Source organism: Faecalicatena contorta (assembly GCF_003149105.1).
In the GTDB taxonomy this organism is placed as follows: domain Bacteria; phylum Bacillota; class Clostridia; order Lachnospirales; family Lachnospiraceae; genus Muricomes; species Muricomes contortus_C.
The window spans coordinates 1-18,639 of sequence record NZ_QGDS01000014.1; the positions used below are offsets into that span (position 1 = coordinate 1).

An 18,639-nucleotide genomic window follows, 5' to 3' on the forward strand; every position below is an offset into this window, starting at 1 on the left:
CATATCAAACAACTTGAAGATGAACTTCTAAAATTAAAAATAGAGAATGCTTATTTAAAAGAATTGAGGAGGTTGCGTTTAGAGGAGGAAACTCTTCTGAAAAAACAGCGAGAATCATCCACAGCCTCCGAAGAGACTTCAAATTGACAGCTATTCTCGCAGTGATTGGATTCCCCAAATCAACATACATGTACTGGCAAAAAAGATTGGAAAGAGAAAATCCCAACCAGGAACTCGAAGAAAAAATACAGAAAATTCATTCAACCCATAAAGACTTTGGATACAGACGTATGTTGGGTGAACTTCGCAAACAAGGTTTCCTAGTGAATAAAAAGCGGGTTCAACGAATTATGCAGAGACTATCCATACAAGTAACTTCCTTTACTAGAAAAAGCCGTAAATACAGTTCCTACAAAGGTAGAGTTGGTAAAGTGGCACTAAATAGACTACGGAGACGTTTTGATACTAAAATACCACATCAAAAAATCACAACCGATACCACTGAATTTAAGTATTATGATGTAGATTCTAAGGGACGTATGATAATCAAAAAATTATACCTAGATCCGTTTATGGATTTGTGTAATAGAGAAATTCTAAGCTATGGAGTATCACCTACACCATCTGCCAAAAACATAATAGATGCTCTGAACACTGCAATCGAAATCACATCAGATTGTCCATATCGAAGAACCTTTCACTCGGATCAAGGCTGGGGTTACCAGATGAAAGCATATGTTCGTACCTTGCAAGAACATCGAATCTTTCAAAGTATGTCCAGAAAAGGAAATTGCCATGATAATTCAGTTATGGAAAATTTCTTTGGGATAATGAAACAGGAAATGTATTATGGCGAAGTGTATTACAGTTATGATGATCTCAATGAAGCAATAAATAACTACATAGAGTATTACAATAAACAACGAATAAAAGAAAAACTAGGATGGATGAGTCCCGTTGAATACAGACTCAGCCTTTTGGCAGCATAAAAGAAAAATGCGAAGTGGAAAATCCACTTCGCAATAAAGTCTAACTTTTAGGGGTCACATCAGAATACTTGTTCCGACTAGCACCTTTCTTTTCTTGTTTTCAAAAAAGATCTGTCTATTTTTTATGAAGCAGCAGCCTTTCCTCTTTTTCTTTCCTCTACTTTATGTAAATATGACGTAAGCAAAGGGCAAAGAATAGCAGTCACAATAATAGCCGCCGTAATCTGTACCGTAGCAACTGCTGCTACCGCAACCAGGGAAGCATCCGCCGCCGCAACAGCCGCAGGTGTAGCGGCTGCATTGCCTGCGGTAGTTCCGATCCCGGCACCTACCTCAGGATATTTCATTCTCAGAATCTTATAGACAAAGTATCCTCCAAGGCCTGTAATAAGTGTGCAGGCAATTCCCAGAACAATCCCGGGAAGTCCCGCCTTTAGCAGGTTAGAGAGGTGCAGACCTGCTCCCAGCGGAAAGGCGAAGAAGGGAATCATCATAGTAGCCCCCGGTTCACAGAATTTCCGGATCTCTTCATCCAGGTTCCCCAGAATACAGCCTACAATAATCGGAATCAAACAGCCGATTAATACTGTGACAGGTATTGTGGCAACACCTGCTGCGCCCAATGCCACCATGGTAAAAAAGGGACCGTCATTGATTGACAAGATGGAAACAGCTCCTACATCCGTTGCATCGCCATATTCCCCAGCAAGAGCGGCGTACAAGCCTCCGTTTGAATTGGAAATCGCTCCCACAATAGCGAGAGGCGCCAGACCTAAAATACCATTGGGGCCAAAAACTTTACCAATTACAACACCGATTATGATTCCTGTCAGCACCTTTGTTGCAGTCAGTACAACGCCCTTATACAAGGGCACACCAGCTTTTTTAAAATCAATTGTTGTAGCATTGCAGAATAAGAATACCGCCAATATGGGCATTGCCCCAGTCTTAAAAAGGTTCTCTGTAAATGTCCCTCCAAACCAATCCCATACTCCAGTATCAGTCAGGCCCAATATGCTGTTTCCAAAAAGGGTATTGACAATAGCACCTAATAGCAAAGGTACTACCATTAACCCTCCCGGCAATTTCTTTACTGTCTTTAATATCTTCATATCTTCCCCCTATATTTTTAATAGCCTCAAAACATTATCCACCGTGTAACCGAGATTTTCCCTTGAAAACTTACTGCTGACTGAAAAATCCTGTGGAAGGCGGTTAATTGAAAAAACTGCTGTCACTCCCATCTCATATGCTTTGGCGATTTCCTGATCGTCTGCTCCTCCTACAATTGCAATCAGAGGAACATTGCGCTTTTTCGTCCTTTCTGCAATACCGATTACAACTTTTCCTCTAAGACTCTGGGAATCCAGTTTTCCTTCCCCAGTAAGCACATAGGAATCATGACTTAAAAGTTCATCAAAGTTAACAGTATCCAATACAGTTTGAATTCCCATCTGCAGCTCAGAATTAAAAAATGCAACCATTCCTGCTCCCATGGCCCCGGCTGCCCCGGTTCCCGGGATTTTGCTTACATCCTTTCCAATGGTGTTTTCTATTGCCGCGCTTAAAAGTTTCAAGCCCTCATCCAGTTCCTTTACCATCTTTTCATCAGCACCCTTTTGAGGTCCGAATATATAGGCAGCCCCTGTCTCTCCGTACATGGGATTATCAATATCGCACATTGTCACAATCTCCACATCCTTTAGAATGGGGTCCATTTCATCCATGGAAATCCTGGAAATAGAATCCAGAGTTCCGCCGGTAGGGATAAAGATTTCGCCCTTGCCATTATAAAACCTAACACCAGCTGCCGAAGCTGCACCACAGCCTCCGTCATTGGTACAGGAACCGCCCAGACCTATGATTATTTTCTTTGCTCCAGACTTTGCCGCAGCAAGAATCAACTGGCCTACCCCGTAGGTGGTAGTAAGCTTGGGATTCTTTCTGTCTTCCACAAGGGGAAGACCTGCACATGACGCCATTTCCACAACAGCAGTTTCTCCATCGGAAAGCAATCCATAATAAGCATTCATATCTTCAAAATAAGGGTTTTTGACAGTAACATACTTTTTCTCTCCCCCCACTGCTGCGATGAATGCTTCCACACTTCCTTCCCCTCCGTCTGCCACAGGGATGGACGCCACCTCACTGCCCGGAAAATGAATGGAGATCTTTTCCTTCATGATATTGCAAATTTCTCCTGAGCTTAAAGTTCCCTTAAAGGAATCAGGTATTAGAATAAACTTCATATTTGTCCCTCCTCATTATTCAATTACAATGACTGATACGCCATCTGGAATTACAGCAACCTTATAGTCTTCTTTTTTCACTATTTCCTTTGCCTTTTTCATCGCCTCCTCCATGCTGTGAACCGGTATCATATGCAGGTCACGAACCATCTCATCCGGAGCATCCGAAACATAAATCACATGTGACTTTAACAATACTCTGGCAAAAATCTGGGATTGCCATTGATCAGGTATAGTTTCCTCCGCCTTTCTGTCCAGGAATACCTTCATCATCTTATTTAAGTCTTTTTCATCCCTGAATGTTTCATAAAAGACTTCTCCTCCGTGACCGTCTACAGATTTAGCAACCATAATAATCACTCCGCCCTCTTTTACAGTGGCTTCCGCTGCCGTCATCCCCTTTACTGCCTGATAAATGTTCTGGTCAAGAGGATATCCTCCATTTGTGGAAATGACTATATCGGAAGGTATGGCATCCACCCGGCACATGCTGTTTAAAAACTCACGCCCTTTCCGGTGGGCTAAATCGCAATCACCTGAAACACAGTTTATCACCTTATGCTCTGCATCAATCACCACATTGACAATAAAATCAAGCCGTGCAGCCCTGGCTCCATAAAGCATGTCATTATGTATAGGATTTCCTTCAATAACACCCGTTCTTGCATACTTGCTGGCAATGAACGCTGAATTGTGATTGTACATAACAGTTTCCCGGCTTGCCACCCCCGGAAGAACACTCTTTCTTCCCCCTGAGAATCCGGCAAAGAAATGGGGCTCAATAAATCCTTCCCCAATAAGCAGATCAGCTTCTGCTGCAATCCGGTTGATTGAAAAATTCCCGCCGGAGGGCAGCTTTCCAAAGAAAACAAGGTTCTCTTTATCATCGCAGTCGTGAATAATGATCTCTTCCTCCCGTACAATATCTTCGCCGAATTTATCTACCAATTCATCCTTCGTGGTTTCCCGGTGTAAACCAGTAGAAATTAATATGGTAATATGGGCATCTTTGTTTCCCTCACGGATTTCCTTTAATAAGAGAGGCATAATCACTTTGCTTGGAACCGGTCTGGTATGATCGGAAGATATAATGACAATCTGGTTCTTTCCCGCAACCATGTCTTTAAGTCTGGGAGTCCCTATGGGATTCTCCAGGGATTCCTGTACAAGCTCCTCCTGGCTTTTTTCTGCCTTATATTGATGCAGGCTGGATACCAGGACCCCGGCTAAATGCTCCTCCTCAATATTGGCTTCTATGGTTTCTTTCCCATAAGGTAAATGAAATGTTCTCATTATGTAGTCTCCTTTCCGTTTCATTTTAAAACAATTCTATCCATTATTTTTTTTACTTTCAACTTTTTAACTCTATTTCTTGTTCCATTATGAAACAAAATGCATAGATACTGATTTTAAAGGAGTTCCATTCTCTTATTATTTTTATTTCAAGAAAGATTATGCCTATTATTTTCAACGTTCTTGTGCTATAATTAGTTTCATATTGAAACAACATATTATTAAATAACTAGTGGAGAAATCTATGGACCGTAAAATAAAAATTCTGGGCATTGCTCCTTATGAAGGGCTAAAAATACTAATGGAACAGGCTGCTTCCAAAAGGAAGGATATCCAGCTTACTGCAGTAAGAGGTAACCTGGAAGAAGGAAAAAGAATTGTACAGGCCATGGGCCATGAATACCATATCATATTGTCACGTGCTAATACCGCTGACCTGATTAGAAATATCACCCATCTTCCTGTTATTGATATTGGAATCTCCTATTATGATGTACTCCATTGCATCCGGCAGGCAAAAGCAACAGGAAACCCATTTGCCATTATAGGTTTTCACGGACTGACTTCCATTGCAAAATCACTTTGCGAACTTATGGAATACTCTATTGAAATTATCTCCATCCATTCTGCAGATAACGTAAAAGAGCTATTAAGGGATGTAAAGAAAAGGGGATATGACACCATCGTATGTGATACGGTTCCATATCCTTATGCAAAACTTATGGGAATCACTCCCATCCTTCTGACTACAGGCATTGAAAACGTCAATGCTGCCATTGACAATGCAGTGAAACATTATAGAAATGAAGCACAATATCTGGATCAGATCTCGATTCTGAAAAAGACAATTTCCAGTACGGAAACGTATACAGTTATCTTTGATACGGAAAAAAAGCTTTTATTTTCTTTCAATGCACAGCCTGACTCTGAGTCCATTCTTCAGAAAATATATAAGACAATAGATGCTTCTCCTTGTGTAAATGCTGATTTTTTTATCAATACCAAAGGGACGGTTTATTCTGTTTACTGCCGATATCATGAAGAAGAAAAGAATTCTTTTTATATCTGCCATATCAGCACAACCGGAATTCCCCTGACCTATTCAAAATATGGCATCAAAATATTAAACCGGATCCAGGCAGAGGAAATTTACAGCACCAGTTTTTACAGTATTACAAATGCTTCCAAAGAGCTGCAGCACAAACTTATTCAGATAAATGAAACAAATACTCCTGTTATGATTACAGGAGAAATAGGCACAGGAAAAGACAAGGCAGCCATGCTTTTATACTCCAAAGGACCAGCTAAAAATAATCCTATGTTTACCATAGATTGTTCTCTTTTAAATAGCAGGAATTGGAATTACCTGGTTTCCAACTATAATTCACCTTTTATGGAGAATAAGAACACCATATATATCAGCAATATAGAAAGCCTGGATGAGGCCAAACAGCATCAGTTATTATCCATTATGACCGATACAAACCTTCATCTGCGGAACAGGATTATTTTATCCTGCTCCAGCGGACACCGGCTGTCTATTCCCCACATTGCCATGCGGTTTATGAATTTGCTTAACTGTTATGCACTCCATATGCCGGCTCTGCGGGAACAGGCGGAGGACATCCCCGCCTCGGCAACCTTATATCTAAACACCCTCAATCAGCAATTAGGAAAACAGGTAGCAAGCATTCAATCTCAGTCCATGGAGCTTCTTTTAAACTACGATTGGCCCTTTAATATAACACAGTTTCAAAGAGTATTGAAGGAAGTTGTCACCTTAACCGATACAAGCCATGTGGCCCCAAAAGTTATCAGCCAGGTTCTGGAACAAGAATCCAGATTCATTATTTCAAAAGACCTTGGCAATGATGCCCTTACGGATGGGCAGGGAGCTGAGAACATAAGTCCCGTGAATTTAAATCAGCCGCTGTATTTAATCATAAAAGACATTGTGGAATACACCCTGGATAAATGTAACGGGAACCAAAGTGCTGCTGCAAAAAAGCTTGGAATCGGAAGAACCACCTTGTGGCGTCATTTAAGCAGTGATAAGTGAGAACCGCTTCAGCCATTTACTGGAGAAAGGACTTCCATGAGATGGATAAACAATTTTTGTGTTTAGTGTTTTTGCCTTTGCTATACTCTCTTGAAGCAGACAAAAATTATCTGCAAACATAGAAGGGGACGGCAAGGGCATATTCATCACTAAATCTCCTGCAAATAAGCAGTCATTAAATAGCACTCCGATTGAGCCATTGGTATGTCCCGGCAAATGAACAATATGAAAACTATTGAAATCAGGCAAGTATTCTTCGTATGTTACAATAATATCCGGAGTGAATTTATTATATCGTGCTTTATCCATTTCCTTAATAGAGATACTCCTAACGGTGTTTCCCAAAAAACTATTTGTATTGCCGGATTTGATTGCCAATATCATTTTTACCTCCTCCAATAACAACCGCTTATATTTTTTCTAAAATTTCCACAGTCTTTTCGTTTTTGACATTTCCAGTATTCAATGTGGTTTTAGGTTCAAACAACATAACATGTACTTCCTCTTCAGCAACCGGCATATGTTCTATTCCTCTTGGTATAATGAATATCTCACCCTCATTTAGAATAATATCTTCTGTGCGTAACTTAATTACCATTCTTCCCTTAATAACCATGAACATTTCGTCCTCGTTTTCATGCATATGCCATACGAATTCGCCTTTAAGCTTTGCGAGCTTTACATAAGTCTCATTGATATCACCAACAATTTTAGGGCTCCAGTACTCACTGAAAGTATTCAGTTTATCATTGATATTAATTTTTTCCATTTTAACCTCCATTCCACACACCTTCGGGCGCGGCACAAATAAAATTCAGGAGAGGTAAGCTTTTTACCCCACTCAGTATAATTACTTTAATTCTAAAATAAAACGATCATAAGCAATCTTCTTTCCTGTCGGGGTTTTGAAATTTTCCTCTATGCACTTTTTTATTTTCTGCTGCTCTTTTTGCTTATCCATAATCGTTAGATTTTCTAATAGATCCGCTTCCCATTGTATTTGAAAATCAAGACCGTCAATTTTAGCCGGTGTGTGATGATTGCCTATAATATAGCAGATTCTTTCGATGTCGTCTGAATCGAAATTCTCACGAACTAATATTTTTCTTGCAACAGCCGGGCCTTCCTTCTCTTGATAAACGCCCTCTATAGAGTCATATTTCCGTTTTGCCTCTACCGCACCAATATCATGGAGAATAGCAACGCTTGATATTAATTCTCTTTCCTTAATACTTACATTTTCTCCATCCATGATATCTTCGGCATTTTTAAGTACCTTAAGAGTATGGTCTATCCCAAAAGGAATTTCTTTAAATATTTCTTTCATTTGTTGTATAATATGTTCTTTATGCATGGTTGCCTCATTCTTTCTGTCAAGTTGTATTTCATTCAATTAGATTTCGTTCTTATTCAGCGCCATTGGCTCGTTTCATGATTTCCTGAACTACAGAGGTTTTTGCATCCGCGTAATGCTGCACATGCCGCCATCTATCTTTTGCTAAGCTTCGTTTGACCTGTGCATATTTATCCCGGTCGGCTTCATTTGACCTCAGCCAATTGCGAAAAAGCAACATTCTATCAACTTCAGATGCACCCTCACTGAATACATGCAGATTAATATCCGTATCAGGCCCCTTAAACATACGATGCTCAAACCAGTCGGGCTCCCGAACCCGCAGGATATAACCAGCTTTCTCTAAATCCGGTACATAGGACGGTTCATTAGCGGATTTCTTTACAACCAGGAGCATATCTATGATTGGCTTGGCACACAGTCCCGGAACGGAGGTGGAGCCAACATGCTCCAACCGTATGATTTTGTCTCCCAGTATTGAACGAATCCTGTCAGCTTCCTGTGTAAAAGCTTCCGGCCAATGTGGATCATATTCCACGAGGGTAATTTGAGCATTATGGGGTTTTAATTCGCCTACAACAAACTTCTGGAGTTCTTCATCATTCCGGGGCATGGAACTGTTATGATCCTGTTTTGACGGCATATTAGCCACCTCCTTCTGAAACATATAGCATAAATTATGACTCCGTTTTTGGCACCCTGCAGTAAAACAGCCCTGCCAGGGCCAAAAAGGCGCCTGTCACCAGCAGGATAGACTCCACACTGACAATGTCGGCCAGGGGGCCAAAGAAAAGGATTGCCACCGGCATGGCAGCCGACGCAATGAGCTGCACTACGGAAAAAGCCCGTCCCAGCATGGCCGGCTCCGTGATTCCCTGAATATAAACAGTCTGGGCAGTATTGAGCACCGGTATGAAGCATCCTGCCAATCCCATGAACAACAGATATACCCAGAAGTGCCGGGCCAGCCCCAGAAGGGCAAACAGGATACCGAAGGCTACCAGGCAGAGTGCTGCGGTTCTGAATTTGTCCCGGAACTCCCCGCGCAGCGCCACAAAGACGCCGCCTAAAAGGGAACCCACCGTCCAGACAATTTCGTTAGCGGTGAGCCTCCAGACTTCGTCTCCAAAGCTGCGCTCCACCATCAAAGGGGTCAGAACTGCTGCGGGTGTAATTAAGAAAAAGGAAACCAAATAACAAATCACAATGCGCCGCAGCTTTGGATGGCTTAGCGTATAAGAAATTCCAGCTTTTAAATCGCCGAGCACCGACAAGGGAACGGTAGGTGAAGCAGCCTTCTCAACCTGGATGGCACTCATAACAGCAATAGCCAGCCCTGCCGTTATCACATCCACAAAAAAGGTGGACACAATGCCGATGGAGCCTAGCAGAATACCTCCCACGGCGGGGGACAGGAGCATCAGGACCGAACCGATAGTCTGATTAAGGCCCTGAATCCGGACAAGCTGCTTTTCCGGTACAATCTGCGGATAGATGGCGCTGACGGCAGGCCCCTGAATCCCCCCGCCGGCGGAGCGTACAGCCGAAACCGCCAGAATCAGGCCCATATACTGAAATCCCGCCAGAAAAGCAATCGCCAGCCCCAAGGTGGCAAGAGCGATGAATCCGTCTGACAGCATAATCAAGTATTTGCGGTGATACCGGTCGGCGAGTACGCCGCCGAACAAGGATACCACCACTTGAGGAAGCATTGAGCAAAGGGTAGCCAGCATAATCCATGTTCCTGAAGAGGTTGTAAGGGTGATATGCCACAGGATGGCAAAGCCTACTACGGATGAACCAAACAGAGATATGTTTTGACTCACCAGAAATAAAGCTGCCTGCCGTTTCCAGGCATTATTATTGGGTTTTTGAATCATATTCATAAATTTATCTCCTAAAATGGCAATGATTGCCTGGTACTATGGGTCTGGCTGGAATTATGAAATCATCCTGACTTTCGTTAAATCTCCGCTGCACAGGGCACCCAGATTGTCAAATATTTTTTTTGCAGGCCAGTTCCACCATTTTAACTCCAGCAAGTAAGTAATCAAGTCGTCATCAAAGCGTTTGCGGATGATGTGCAGAGGGTTGCCGCCCGCGATATGATAGGGAGGCACATCCTTAGTCACGACGGAACCCGCAGCAATGATGGCTCCATCTCCGATTTGCACTCCCGGCATGACGGTGACATTCTGTCCAATCCACACATCACTGCCAACAAAGGTATCGCCTTTAAACGGCAAGTCTTCCAGAGCAGGAGTAGATTTTTCCCAGCCGTGGCCCATGATATTGAACGGGTAGGTGGTAACACTGCTCATCCTGTGGTTTGCCCCATTCATGACAAACTCGATACCTTTTGCAATAGCACAGAATTTACCAATGATAAGCTTATCACCCAAAAACTCATAGTGATGGGTCACATGCTCCTCAAAATTTTCTGCGCCGTTGATATCGTCGTAATAGGTATATTCGCCCACTATGATGTTCGGCCGGATGATGACGTTCTTGATGTAGCATACACTTTTGATATTTTCATTGGGGTAGACGTAATTTGGGTCGGGTCCGTATAGCATAAAGCAGTCCTCCTTCACATTATAATCATAGTCTCCCGTAAACTGGAATTTACAGCTATCAAGTCAGTCGTTGATTGCCTCGATGCCAAGCCGTTCAAGCTCAGCAAGATGATCCCGCATATTCTGGAGCTCCCCCGGGGAGTGTCCCTTCCAGTCCATGATCTCACCCACGACTCGCAGTGGCTGTTTGGTACGGTAATATCTGGTAGGGTTCCCCGGAAACTTCTTATCCGTCAGATTTGGATCATCCTCAATAGGACCGGTGGGCTCTACCTGATAAATCCGGCCAGGTTTATCACCTGCTGCCAGTTCAGCTCCCCAGACGGCCGCATCCAGTGTAGCGGTCAGGTAGACATAGTTGGCCTTCTTTCTCTCACCATAGTTAGAGCTATAGTTGGGTTCCAGTAAATCCCCGTCTTTCAAATCAGCTTTTGTGCCATGGTAAAAAGGCCCCAGTTCCGGTACTCCGTATGGTGCCGGTTTGTTTTTCATATTCACTCTTGTACACCTCCCTGTAACAAACAGGCGTTGCCGCTGCCCGTCTCTTGAATATTATAAAATTCATTGATAAATAGCATATACAATTTGATATTTCCTTAATCAATTCTTTTCTGCTCTTATATTTCACTATATTGCCCTGTCATACAAAGTTAATTCTATCACACATTTTTTCAAAGTTAACCATAAATCTATAAACATTATCTAATGTGATAGGGTTCATTCACAAAAGGCAGCCTTATCAAAATGACAAAGCTGCTATAGACTGTGTTATTTAATTGTAACTAATGCCATTGACGTTTCTCTTACAGATACTTATCTATATTACTTTGCTCTATGACACGTTTCCCCAATAAGGTGATTGCTTGTTTAGGACACTTATTCACACAGCGGTAACATAAAGTACATTGATTTCCAGATACTGCAATTCTATTTTTCAACTCTATATTCTTCATAGGACACAAATCAACACATTTATTACAACCAATACATTTTTCAGCATTTATATTTAACTTATCCGAATATTGTTTTGTTTTATTAATAAAATAGAGTCTTTGTCCAAAAAGCCCTGCAAGATGATATAACATTCCAATTCCCTCTTGCGGCGGATTGTCATCTTTTAGTTGTCTTACAGCTTTTCTTATTTTCTGCCCGGCTTCTAGTATAAGTTTTTTATTATCCTCTAAAGACCTTTTTAATATCTTTTCATCACCTATACTATCTGGCATTTTTATATGTAAGCCGCCAACAATTTCCGCTCCATACTTCTTAAGTTCTCTAGCTAATATACCAGACCCATCTCCACTAAATAATCCCATTGTTGCAATAACAAAGACTCGTTTACCTTTCCACACAGCTTTATTCTCAGCAAGAAAATCCTTTAGTATTTTAGGTATATTACTGTATTGTACAGGATAACTGAAAACAATGTCTTTATGTTTATCAATTTGCTCTGACAATTCATCATCTTCAATAGAAAATGCCCTTGCTGCTGCATCATACTCCTGTAAAAACTTTTCTATACAATATTTTGAATTGCCTGTTCCACTAAAATATATTCCTATCATAATTACCCCTGAATTTTAATATACCAGCTATTATTTTGCCCTCTTCTTTTCATTCAACAATTTTTCCTTATTCGGCCGATTATCATCCATTAAAAAACTGGCCCATTCCAAATCAAGTTTATCAATATTTTCCTGCCAATAGATAAGCCGTTCGCGGTAAGCATTGATTTTGTCGTTAACTGGTTTGTAATATTCGTCCTTCCCAAATCGAAGAACAATGGCTGTAAGCTCATAAAACACCAGTCCTAAAGCATGAGTTTCCACATGCACAGTCGCGCCGGCATGACCCATTGCATGGCATAATGCTCCACATACTTTATCATCAATTTCTTTTGCAACAGCATGGGCATCTAAAATTGCCCGTTTTGCAGCAGGCATCTTGATTTTGCCTCTTGACCATTTTTCGCAGAAGTGCAGTGCCATTCTTGGTCTTAACTCTTGTGGATATTTTTCTTCAAATTGTGCCAGAGGAATTTTTGCGCAATCCAATGCCCACATAACAAGTGTATAATGTTTCTGCTGTTCTATTAGCATTTTAAGCTCTTGCAAACATTTGCTGTCACGAGAAAACAGTATCTTGTTCTTTTTCTTTAACTTCTGTTCAACATCAGAGTACATTGTAGACTCCGCCATTTCCAAATTCAAATTTTCCACCTGCCCCTATCTCGAAATGTCTTTTTGCAATACCTAAATCAATCAAATCCATTGGGTAATCATTTATAATTCGGGCACTTAAAATATTATTCTCATACTTAAACATCGGTTTTTGTGTGTTTTTAGCACTTGGGGCAAGTAATACGGCTTCCATTCCGTTTTGTACCCATTGCGGCAAAGGCTGATCGCTTATAATTCGTTCGTCTATGCTCTTTATTTTCCTATGTGTAGCTGACCGCACCATTTTTTCTGTTAATGAAGGAGCTGCTACTTTACCTAACACCACAACACAAACTAATTCCTCACCATTATCGATTGTTAATTCATCCTTATCAAAAGTGCCTCCAACCCAGCATGTTCCTAAACCCAAATCAGTTATAGCAAGAACTAAATCTTCTCCGTAATATCCGATCTTTTCCTTCAAATCTTTATCGTCTTTCTTTCCCTTCATCAATATAAGAGAGCGTACATTGGTAAATAACCCATAACTTTTTCTTAACTTCTGAAAAGCACCGCTTCCATCCTCCACGAAAGCCATTGTTAAACCGGATGCTTCATTTAACTGGTGAATAAGAGAAATAATTTTTTCCCTTTCCCCATCTGTAATCGGCTCCTTTTCAAACTTTCTCCGTGAAATTCTATTTTCTACCGCACTGTACATAAAATCGCCTCCAATTATTCTTACAAACCAGCTATTCCGACATAGGATTTCATCAATTTTTCTCTTGTCTTTGGAAAGTATTCTTTATTACTTATTTCTATATAATTTAGTGGAAAAACAACAGAAAGGTCTAATTAAGATTGCAAATCATGATATATTCCTGCTCATTTTCAGCACTTATTTCAAATCCTGCCTGCTGATACATTTTAACAGCATAATTGTCTTTTTGAACTGCAAGAGATGCCTTTGAGTAACCTTTCTCTCTCAAATACCCTATCATTTTCCTCATTAAATCTGTTCCAATCCCTCTTCCACGATACTGCGGATAAACAGATATAGCAAACTCCGGAACAGCATCATCAATATGGCCAAATGCCTTAATACAACGAACCCAAACAGCTCCAACAATCTTTTCGTCAACTTCTGCGACAAAGCAATAATCATCTTTTTTTGACCCAAACTCATCAATATATATCCAAATAGAAGGATCTTGTATAATTGTTCTTGGCGCTAAGTTGTCTGTATCTTTTTGAAAAACCGCTTCATACACAAAATCTGTTAATAACATAATTTCAGCACTTTTTATTGGTCTAATTAACAAGTTTCGTTCACCTCCGGACTCCTGTTTATAGCTGTATATTTGCATCAGTCTATAAAATTATCAGTATAACAAGAATACCAAGTGCAATTCGATACCAGCCAAATGCTTTAAAATCATGCTTTTTGATATATCCCATGAGGAATCTTATTACTAAAACAGATACCGCCAATGCTACTGCCATACCAATTCCTAAAGTAAGCAATTCTGTGCGTGTAAAGGAAAAGCCAAATTTCAGTATTTTAATGGCACTTAACCCAAACATAACTGGTACGGCAAGAAAAAATGTAAATTCTGCTGCCGCAACTCTTGATACGCCTATCAGCAATGCACCTATAATTGTAGCCCCGGAACGCGAAGTGCCGGGAATAATGGAGAGCACTTGAAATAATCCAATCAAAAAAGCCGTCCGATAGCTAATATCATCTAACTTTGTGGTAGTTGGCAGCCGCCTTTTATTCCATATTTCAATGACGATAAAGACTATACCATAGAAAATGAGAGTCGCTGCAATCACCATAGGTGTATGCAAATTGGCTTCAATATAATCATCAAAAAGAATAGTAATAACAGCTCCAGGAATACAGGCAATCACTACTTTAAACCAAAGGGAAAAAGTACCTTTTTTAATCATAGGCTCTGTTTTATCTCTAAACTGGAACGGAAACATTTTTTTCCAAAACATCGCAACTACTGCAAGGATTGCCCCGAGCTGAATAACAACAAAGAACATTTCCTTAAATGCCCCGCTCATATTAAGAGTAATAAACTCGTCTACAAGAAGCATATGACCCGTACTGCTGATAGGCAGCCATTCCGTAATACCTTCTACAATACCAAGAAAGATTACTTTCAGAATTTCTATAAAATCCAACGTCACTATTTTAAATCCTCCATCTCTTGTGTATTCATCATTAACCAGTGCTTCTTATTTTTTCTTTTTTACAGATTCAACAACTGCACCAACTACTAAGCCAAGTGCAGTGCCAAGGGAAATACCAATGGTCAAGTTATCGAACAAGATACCAAACGAAACACCCAGCCCAGCACCTATAGACAGAAAAACGCCTGTATAATTCATTTCGTTTTTCTCGTTTATCTCCTTATATTCATCATCGGACTTATCTATATTTTCTTGTAATTTTTTATGATTAGTTTTATTATCACCATCCATCTTAATTTCTCCTATCCTTTCTATAATTAATCAGAACCTTAATCAACGGCAAATTCCTATTTATAACAACTTCTTTGCAACGGAATACATTTCACAAATCCGCAAGCCTTCCAGCCTTAATATTTCTTTGCCAAGCGGTGTGATAAGATATAATTTTTTTCTGTCAATTTCTTTTGTTGATAAGATTAATTCATCATGTTCCAATTTAGAAATGCTTTGGTAAATCGTTCCTGACCCTAAGTTAATTCTATTACGCGTTAGTTCCTGTACAAATTGTTTGATGCCATAACCGTGCCGCTCTTCTTGTAGTGAAAACAAAATGTAGAACATAGTTTCACTCATTGGAATAAACCTTTTTATTGCTTTTTCAAGTTCCATATTCCTGACTCCCAACCTATATTACAACGTACTGCATCACAGTGTGATATAATAATATATCACACTGTGATGTATGTCAAGAGACCTCCAAAATTCTTATAGCGCCCACCGGACTGTAGTTGACAACTCCCCTCATGTACTATAATATAACTTAACTAGACTGAATAGAAAAGGTGATGGAAGTCCGGTGTATCAGATGTCATAAAATCAATGGCATGGGTAGACTGGAAAAGAGTGGATAAAATCAATTCAATAGGTTAAGATTAGCTGCTGCGGCAGTTTATTTCTTGTACCTAATGTTTGACTTTATTTTACTCTCAACTTTTCTTCACCTTTCGGAGATTAGCCGTAGAGTAAAATCTACGGCTTTTTATTTTGTCTAAATATAAATTTTCAAAGGAGAAAAAGATTATGTTAAACAGTATTGTCAAGCTTTTAGAGCATCCCCCACTCTACACAAAATCAGAGGGCGCATTCTGGAATGATGAACACATTTCAAAGCAAATGCTCAAAGCCCACCTTGACCCCGAATTTGAAGGCGCAAGCAGAAAAAAAGCATTTATTGAAAAATCAGCTCTATGGATAGAGGAAGTTGTCCCCCCTTCAAGCTACCCCTTACTTCTGGACATTGGCTGCGGCCCTGGGATATATGCCGAAAAATTCGCAAAAATGGGTTACCAGGTGACCGGGATTGATTTTTCTAAGCGGTCAATAGAATATGCGCAGAACTCAGCACTCCAACAGGGTTTAGATATCAACTATCATTATCAGGATTATCTGACTATGGATCTGAATAAGATTTTCGATTTTGCAGCAATGATATATTGCGACTATGGCGCATTATCAACAACAGACAGACAAGTGGTCATGCAAAAGGTGTTTGAGCATCTGAAACCTGATGGAAAATTCTTATTAGATGTGTTTGGGGCGGCTAAATACAAAAGCTTTGAAGAAAAACAGACATGGGAAGTCTGTCATGACGGTGGGTTCTGGCGCCCAAGAAAGTATGTTGCACTGAACGGGTGCTATAAATACTCGGATTATGTAACATTAGAGCAAGTTTCAATCATTTCTGATAGTGAGACTGCCCTTTACTATTTGTGGAATACCTATTTCACAAAAGAAATGCTCATCCGGGAAGCAACTGACGCAGGATTTAAAGTATGTGAAGTATTGGGTGATGTTGCAGGCAGCCCTTACCAGGAGGATGGCTTAACAATTTCTTTGCTGCTGGAAAAATAAATCTACAGTCTTTTAAGTACTTTTCAAGGGTCCGCTGCACTAAAAATATAGGTGCGGCAGACCCTTTTATCCAAAATTATGATTAAATCTATTTCTCAAATTACTCCCTAAACATGGGATATCCCTTCTCTAACCGTTTCTACTCCTTATCAACCTTGCATATCTCGAATCAGATTTATCATTTCAATTGCACCAACCGCACAGTCGAAGCCCTTGTTGCCGGCTTTAGTGCCGGCCCGTTCAATCGCCTGTTCAATATTTTCGGTTGTCAGCACACCAAACATCACCGGAATATCAGTGTTCAGGGATACATGTGCAATACCCTTGGCAACCTCACTGCATACATAGTCGTAGTGGGTGGTGCTGCCGCGGATCACGGCACCTAAGCAGATGACCGCGTCGTATTTCCCGCTTTTCGCCATTTTGGAAGCAATAAGCGGAATTTCAAATGCTCCTGGAACCCATGCAACGTCAATGCTGTCCCCGCTGACCTCATGACGTTTCAGTCCGTCAAGAGTGCCGTCCAGCAGCTTGCTTGTAATAAATTCATTAAACCGCGCGGCAACAATACCAATCTGAACATCCTTGGATACGAGTTTTCCTTCAAAAGTTTTCATTGTTGTAATCTCCTTTTTCACTTAATAATGTAAGATATGACCCATTTTTTTCTGCTTGGTTTTCAGGTAGAATAAGTCGTGGTCAGTAGCATCCATTTGAATCGGAACGCGCTCAATGATTTCCATGCCAAACCCGGAAAGCTGATAAACCTTATCCGGATTGTTGGTGAGCAGGCGCAAGGTCCTGGCTCCAAGGTCTTGCAAAATCTGTGCGCCGATGAAATATTCCCGCATATCTCCGGGAAAGCCAAGGGCAAGATTCGCTTCCAGAGTATCCATACCTTGATCCTGAAGCGCATAGGCGCGCAGTTTATTAATCAGACCAATACCACGTCCCTCCTGCCGCATGTAAAGCAGAATACCACGCCCCTCTTTTTCAATCTGCATCATGGCTGCCGCAAACTGCTGGCCGCAGTCACAGCGCATGGAGCCGAAGGCATCTCCGGTCAGGCACTCGGAATGAACACGGCATAAAAGATTTTCCCCATCGCCAATCTCCCCCTTAACCAGCGCCACATGGTGCTCCCCATTAAGCTTGCTGATATATCCGTAAGCCTGGAAATCACCATACTTTGTAGGCATAGTGGTGCAGGTTGCCTGCTCCACAAGCTTTTCATTTCTTTTGCGGTATTCCTGCAAGGCTTTGATGGTAACCATTTTAAGCCCCCATTTCTGCGCCAGCTCCATCAGCTCCGGAGTGCGCATCATGGTTCCATCCTCCCGCATAATCTCGCAGCAAAGGCCGCATTCCTTTAAACCAGCCAGCCTCATCAAATCCACAGTGGCTTCGGTATGTCCGTTTCGCTCAAGAACACCGTTTTTCTTTGCAAGAAGCGGAAACATATGACCGGGGCGGCGAAAGTCCTCTGGTTTGCTATCGTCCGATACGCATTTCAAAGCGGTAATACTTCTCTCTGCCGCCGAAATACCAGTGGTGGTGTCCACATAGTCAACAGATACCGTAAACGCTGTTTCATGGTTATCTTTGTTGTCGCAGACCATTTGGGGAAATTGCAGCTTTTGACAAAGCTCTGCACTCATAGGCATACAAATCAGACCTTTCCCATGAACTGCCATAAAATTTACGTTTTCGGTGGTGGCAAACTCAGCGGCACAAATAAAATCTCCTTCGTTTTCTCTGTCTTCATCGTCTGTAACCAGAATGATTTTTCCAAGGCGAAGGTCTTCTAACGCCTCTTCGATTTTGTTAAATTGAAACATTTTTCTTCC

General features: G+C 41.0%; 22 protein-coding genes. 3 read left to right on the forward strand and 19 right to left on the reverse strand.

Annotation, left to right across the window (positions count from 1 at the left end):
- Positions 1–113 precede the first annotated feature (113 nt).
- The gene (locus A8805_RS17355; protein ID WP_242992467.1) at positions 114–989 is read left to right on the forward strand and encodes an IS3 family transposase; all 876 of its coding nucleotides are present in this window, start codon (positions 114–116) and stop codon (positions 987–989) included.
- Positions 990–1,111: 122 nt separating this feature from the next.
- Here A8805_RS17355 and A8805_RS17360 read toward each other — a convergent pair whose 3' ends face one another.
- From A8805_RS17360 to larA, 3 genes are read right to left on the reverse strand one after another with little or no spacing between them, the layout of a single operon-like run.
- Positions 1,112–2,101, reverse strand: coding sequence for a 2-keto-3-deoxygluconate permease (locus tag A8805_RS17360; RefSeq protein ID WP_109713501.1), 990 nt, complete (start codon positions 2,099–2,101; stop codon positions 1,112–1,114).
- A 9-nt stretch (positions 2,102–2,110) separates the two neighbouring features.
- Complete coding sequence (locus A8805_RS17365) at positions 2,111–3,238, reverse strand: glycerate kinase (RefSeq protein WP_109713503.1); 1,128 nt, start codon at positions 3,236–3,238, stop codon at positions 2,111–2,113.
- Positions 3,239–3,253: 15 nt separating this feature from the next.
- Positions 3,254–4,531, reverse strand: coding sequence for a nickel-dependent lactate racemase (gene larA, locus A8805_RS17370; RefSeq protein WP_109713505.1), 1,278 nt, complete (start codon positions 4,529–4,531; stop codon positions 3,254–3,256).
- Positions 4,532–4,775: 244 nt separating this feature from the next.
- Here larA and A8805_RS17375 point away from each other — a divergent pair, with 244 nt between their 5' ends.
- A complete protein-coding gene (locus A8805_RS17375) occupies positions 4,776–6,590 on the forward strand; it encodes a sigma-54-dependent transcriptional regulator (protein ID WP_109713507.1) in 1,815 nt (604 codons plus the stop codon).
- On the opposite strand, the gene A8805_RS17380 is transcribed toward A8805_RS17375, so the two are convergent.
- The 14 genes from A8805_RS17380 to A8805_RS17445 all read right to left on the reverse strand — a co-directional run bounded on the left by A8805_RS17380 (position 6,573) and on the right by A8805_RS17445 (position 15,550).
- The gene (locus tag A8805_RS17380) at positions 6,573–6,974 is read right to left on the reverse strand and encodes a hypothetical protein (RefSeq protein WP_109713509.1); all 402 of its coding nucleotides are present in this window, start codon (positions 6,972–6,974) and stop codon (positions 6,573–6,575) included. The genes A8805_RS17375 and A8805_RS17380 overlap by 18 nt on opposite strands.
- A gap of 25 nt (positions 6,975–6,999) precedes the next feature.
- The gene (locus tag A8805_RS17385; protein WP_109713511.1) at positions 7,000–7,359 is read right to left on the reverse strand and encodes a cupin domain-containing protein; all 360 of its coding nucleotides are present in this window, start codon (positions 7,357–7,359) and stop codon (positions 7,000–7,002) included.
- Positions 7,360–7,440: 81 nt separating this feature from the next.
- Positions 7,441–7,983 (reverse strand): HD domain-containing protein, encoded by a 543-nt coding sequence (locus A8805_RS17390; protein WP_330405990.1) that lies wholly within the window; start codon positions 7,981–7,983, stop codon positions 7,441–7,443.
- A 13-nt stretch (positions 7,984–7,996) separates the two neighbouring features.
- Positions 7,997–8,587 carry a GrpB family protein gene (locus A8805_RS17395; RefSeq protein ID WP_109713515.1) on the reverse strand — a complete coding sequence of 197 codons (591 nt, stop codon included), beginning with the start codon at positions 8,585–8,587 and terminating at the stop codon, positions 7,997–7,999.
- A 34-nt stretch (positions 8,588–8,621) separates the two neighbouring features.
- The gene (locus tag A8805_RS17400; RefSeq protein ID WP_109713517.1) at positions 8,622–9,830 is read right to left on the reverse strand and encodes an MFS transporter; all 1,209 of its coding nucleotides are present in this window, start codon (positions 9,828–9,830) and stop codon (positions 8,622–8,624) included.
- A gap of 54 nt (positions 9,831–9,884) precedes the next feature.
- Positions 9,885–10,520, reverse strand: a complete 636-nt coding sequence (locus tag A8805_RS17405; RefSeq protein WP_109713519.1) for a Vat family streptogramin A O-acetyltransferase — start codon at positions 10,518–10,520, stop codon at positions 9,885–9,887.
- Between the two features lie 63 nt (positions 10,521–10,583).
- Positions 10,584–11,012: an NAD(+)--rifampin ADP-ribosyltransferase gene (gene arr, locus A8805_RS17410; RefSeq protein ID WP_109713674.1), complete on the reverse strand. Its 429-nt coding sequence runs from the start codon at positions 11,010–11,012 to the stop codon at positions 10,584–10,586.
- 311 nt (positions 11,013–11,323) lie between these two features.
- Entirely contained in the window at positions 11,324–12,085 is a 762-nt protein-coding gene (locus A8805_RS17415; protein ID WP_109713521.1) for an EFR1 family ferrodoxin, read from the reverse strand.
- 30 nt (positions 12,086–12,115) lie between these two features.
- Positions 12,116–12,730: a putative immunity protein gene (locus tag A8805_RS17420; RefSeq protein WP_242992459.1), complete on the reverse strand. Its 615-nt coding sequence runs from the start codon at positions 12,728–12,730 to the stop codon at positions 12,116–12,118.
- Positions 12,693–13,400, reverse strand: a complete 708-nt coding sequence (locus tag A8805_RS17425; protein WP_109713525.1) for a nitroreductase family protein — start codon at positions 13,398–13,400, stop codon at positions 12,693–12,695. Before A8805_RS17425 ends, A8805_RS17420 begins: the two co-directional genes overlap by 38 nt.
- A 130-nt stretch (positions 13,401–13,530) precedes the next feature.
- Positions 13,531–14,046 (reverse strand): GNAT family N-acetyltransferase, encoded by a 516-nt coding sequence (locus tag A8805_RS17430; protein ID WP_109713527.1) that lies wholly within the window; start codon positions 14,044–14,046, stop codon positions 13,531–13,533.
- 4 nt (positions 14,047–14,050) lie between these two features.
- Positions 14,051–14,878, reverse strand: coding sequence for an undecaprenyl-diphosphate phosphatase (locus tag A8805_RS17435; protein WP_109713529.1), 828 nt, complete (start codon positions 14,876–14,878; stop codon positions 14,051–14,053).
- Positions 14,879–14,926: 48 nt separating this feature from the next.
- Positions 14,927–15,172 carry a glycine zipper family protein gene (locus A8805_RS17440; protein WP_109713531.1) on the reverse strand — a complete coding sequence of 82 codons (246 nt, stop codon included), beginning with the start codon at positions 15,170–15,172 and terminating at the stop codon, positions 14,927–14,929.
- 60 nt (positions 15,173–15,232) lie between these two features.
- The gene (locus tag A8805_RS17445) at positions 15,233–15,550 is read right to left on the reverse strand and encodes a PadR family transcriptional regulator (RefSeq protein ID WP_109713533.1); all 318 of its coding nucleotides are present in this window, start codon (positions 15,548–15,550) and stop codon (positions 15,233–15,235) included.
- Positions 15,551–15,961: 411 nt separating this feature from the next.
- Between A8805_RS17445 and A8805_RS17450 the strand changes: the two genes are divergently transcribed.
- Positions 15,962–16,792, forward strand: a complete 831-nt coding sequence (locus tag A8805_RS17450; protein ID WP_109713535.1) for a class I SAM-dependent methyltransferase — start codon at positions 15,962–15,964, stop codon at positions 16,790–16,792.
- A 149-nt stretch (positions 16,793–16,941) separates the two neighbouring features.
- Here A8805_RS17450 and ribE read toward each other — a convergent pair whose 3' ends face one another.
- Together ribE and A8805_RS17460 are read right to left on the reverse strand one after the other, a co-directional pair.
- Positions 16,942–17,409, reverse strand: a complete 468-nt coding sequence (ribE, locus tag A8805_RS17455) for a 6,7-dimethyl-8-ribityllumazine synthase (RefSeq protein WP_109713537.1) — start codon at positions 17,407–17,409, stop codon at positions 16,942–16,944.
- Positions 17,410–17,430: 21 nt separating this feature from the next.
- Positions 17,431–18,630, reverse strand: a complete 1,200-nt coding sequence (locus tag A8805_RS17460; protein WP_109713539.1) for a bifunctional 3,4-dihydroxy-2-butanone-4-phosphate synthase/GTP cyclohydrolase II — start codon at positions 18,628–18,630, stop codon at positions 17,431–17,433.
- Between the last annotated feature and the right edge of the window lie 9 nt (positions 18,631–18,639).

What these genes read in the sequence shown, in the direction of transcription:
- A8805_RS17460 (WP_109713539.1), bottom strand. Translation starts at nt 18,630, where the DNA reads ATGTTTCAATTTAACAAAATCGAAGAGGCGTTAGAAGACCTTCGCCTT.
- A8805_RS17450 (WP_109713535.1), top strand. Translation starts at nt 15,962, where the DNA reads ATGTTAAACAGTATTGTCAAGCTTTTAGAGCATCCCCCACTCTACACA.
- A8805_RS17380 (WP_109713509.1), bottom strand. Translation starts at nt 6,974, where the DNA reads ATGATATTGGCAATCAAATCCGGCAATACAAATAGTTTTTTGGGAAAC.
- ribE (WP_109713537.1), bottom strand. Translation starts at nt 17,409, where the DNA reads ATGAAAACTTTTGAAGGAAAACTCGTATCCAAGGATGTTCAGATTGGT.
- A8805_RS17405 (WP_109713519.1), bottom strand. Translation starts at nt 10,520, where the DNA reads ATGCTATACGGACCCGACCCAAATTACGTCTACCCCAATGAAAATATC.
- arr (WP_109713674.1), bottom strand. Translation starts at nt 11,012, where the DNA reads ATGAAAAACAAACCGGCACCATACGGAGTACCGGAACTGGGGCCTTTT.
- A8805_RS17365 (WP_109713503.1), bottom strand. Translation starts at nt 3,238, where the DNA reads ATGAAGTTTATTCTAATACCTGATTCCTTTAAGGGAACTTTAAGCTCA.
- A8805_RS17375 (WP_109713507.1), top strand. Translation starts at nt 4,776, where the DNA reads ATGGACCGTAAAATAAAAATTCTGGGCATTGCTCCTTATGAAGGGCTA.
- A8805_RS17400 (WP_109713517.1), bottom strand. Translation starts at nt 9,830, where the DNA reads ATGAATATGATTCAAAAACCCAATAATAATGCCTGGAAACGGCAGGCA.
- A8805_RS17385 (WP_109713511.1), bottom strand. Translation starts at nt 7,359, where the DNA reads ATGGAAAAAATTAATATCAATGATAAACTGAATACTTTCAGTGAGTAC.
- A8805_RS17360 (WP_109713501.1), bottom strand. Translation starts at nt 2,101, where the DNA reads ATGAAGATATTAAAGACAGTAAAGAAATTGCCGGGAGGGTTAATGGTA.
- A8805_RS17430 (WP_109713527.1), bottom strand. Translation starts at nt 14,046, where the DNA reads ATGCAAATATACAGCTATAAACAGGAGTCCGGAGGTGAACGAAACTTG.
- A8805_RS17445 (WP_109713533.1), bottom strand. Translation starts at nt 15,550, where the DNA reads ATGGAACTTGAAAAAGCAATAAAAAGGTTTATTCCAATGAGTGAAACT.
- A8805_RS17440 (WP_109713531.1), bottom strand. Translation starts at nt 15,172, where the DNA reads ATGGATGGTGATAATAAAACTAATCATAAAAAATTACAAGAAAATATA.
- A8805_RS17395 (WP_109713515.1), bottom strand. Translation starts at nt 8,587, where the DNA reads ATGCCGTCAAAACAGGATCATAACAGTTCCATGCCCCGGAATGATGAA.
- A8805_RS17425 (WP_109713525.1), bottom strand. Translation starts at nt 13,400, where the DNA reads ATGTACAGTGCGGTAGAAAATAGAATTTCACGGAGAAAGTTTGAAAAG.
- A8805_RS17415 (WP_109713521.1), bottom strand. Translation starts at nt 12,085, where the DNA reads ATGATAGGAATATATTTTAGTGGAACAGGCAATTCAAAATATTGTATA.
- larA (WP_109713505.1), bottom strand. Translation starts at nt 4,531, where the DNA reads ATGAGAACATTTCATTTACCTTATGGGAAAGAAACCATAGAAGCCAAT.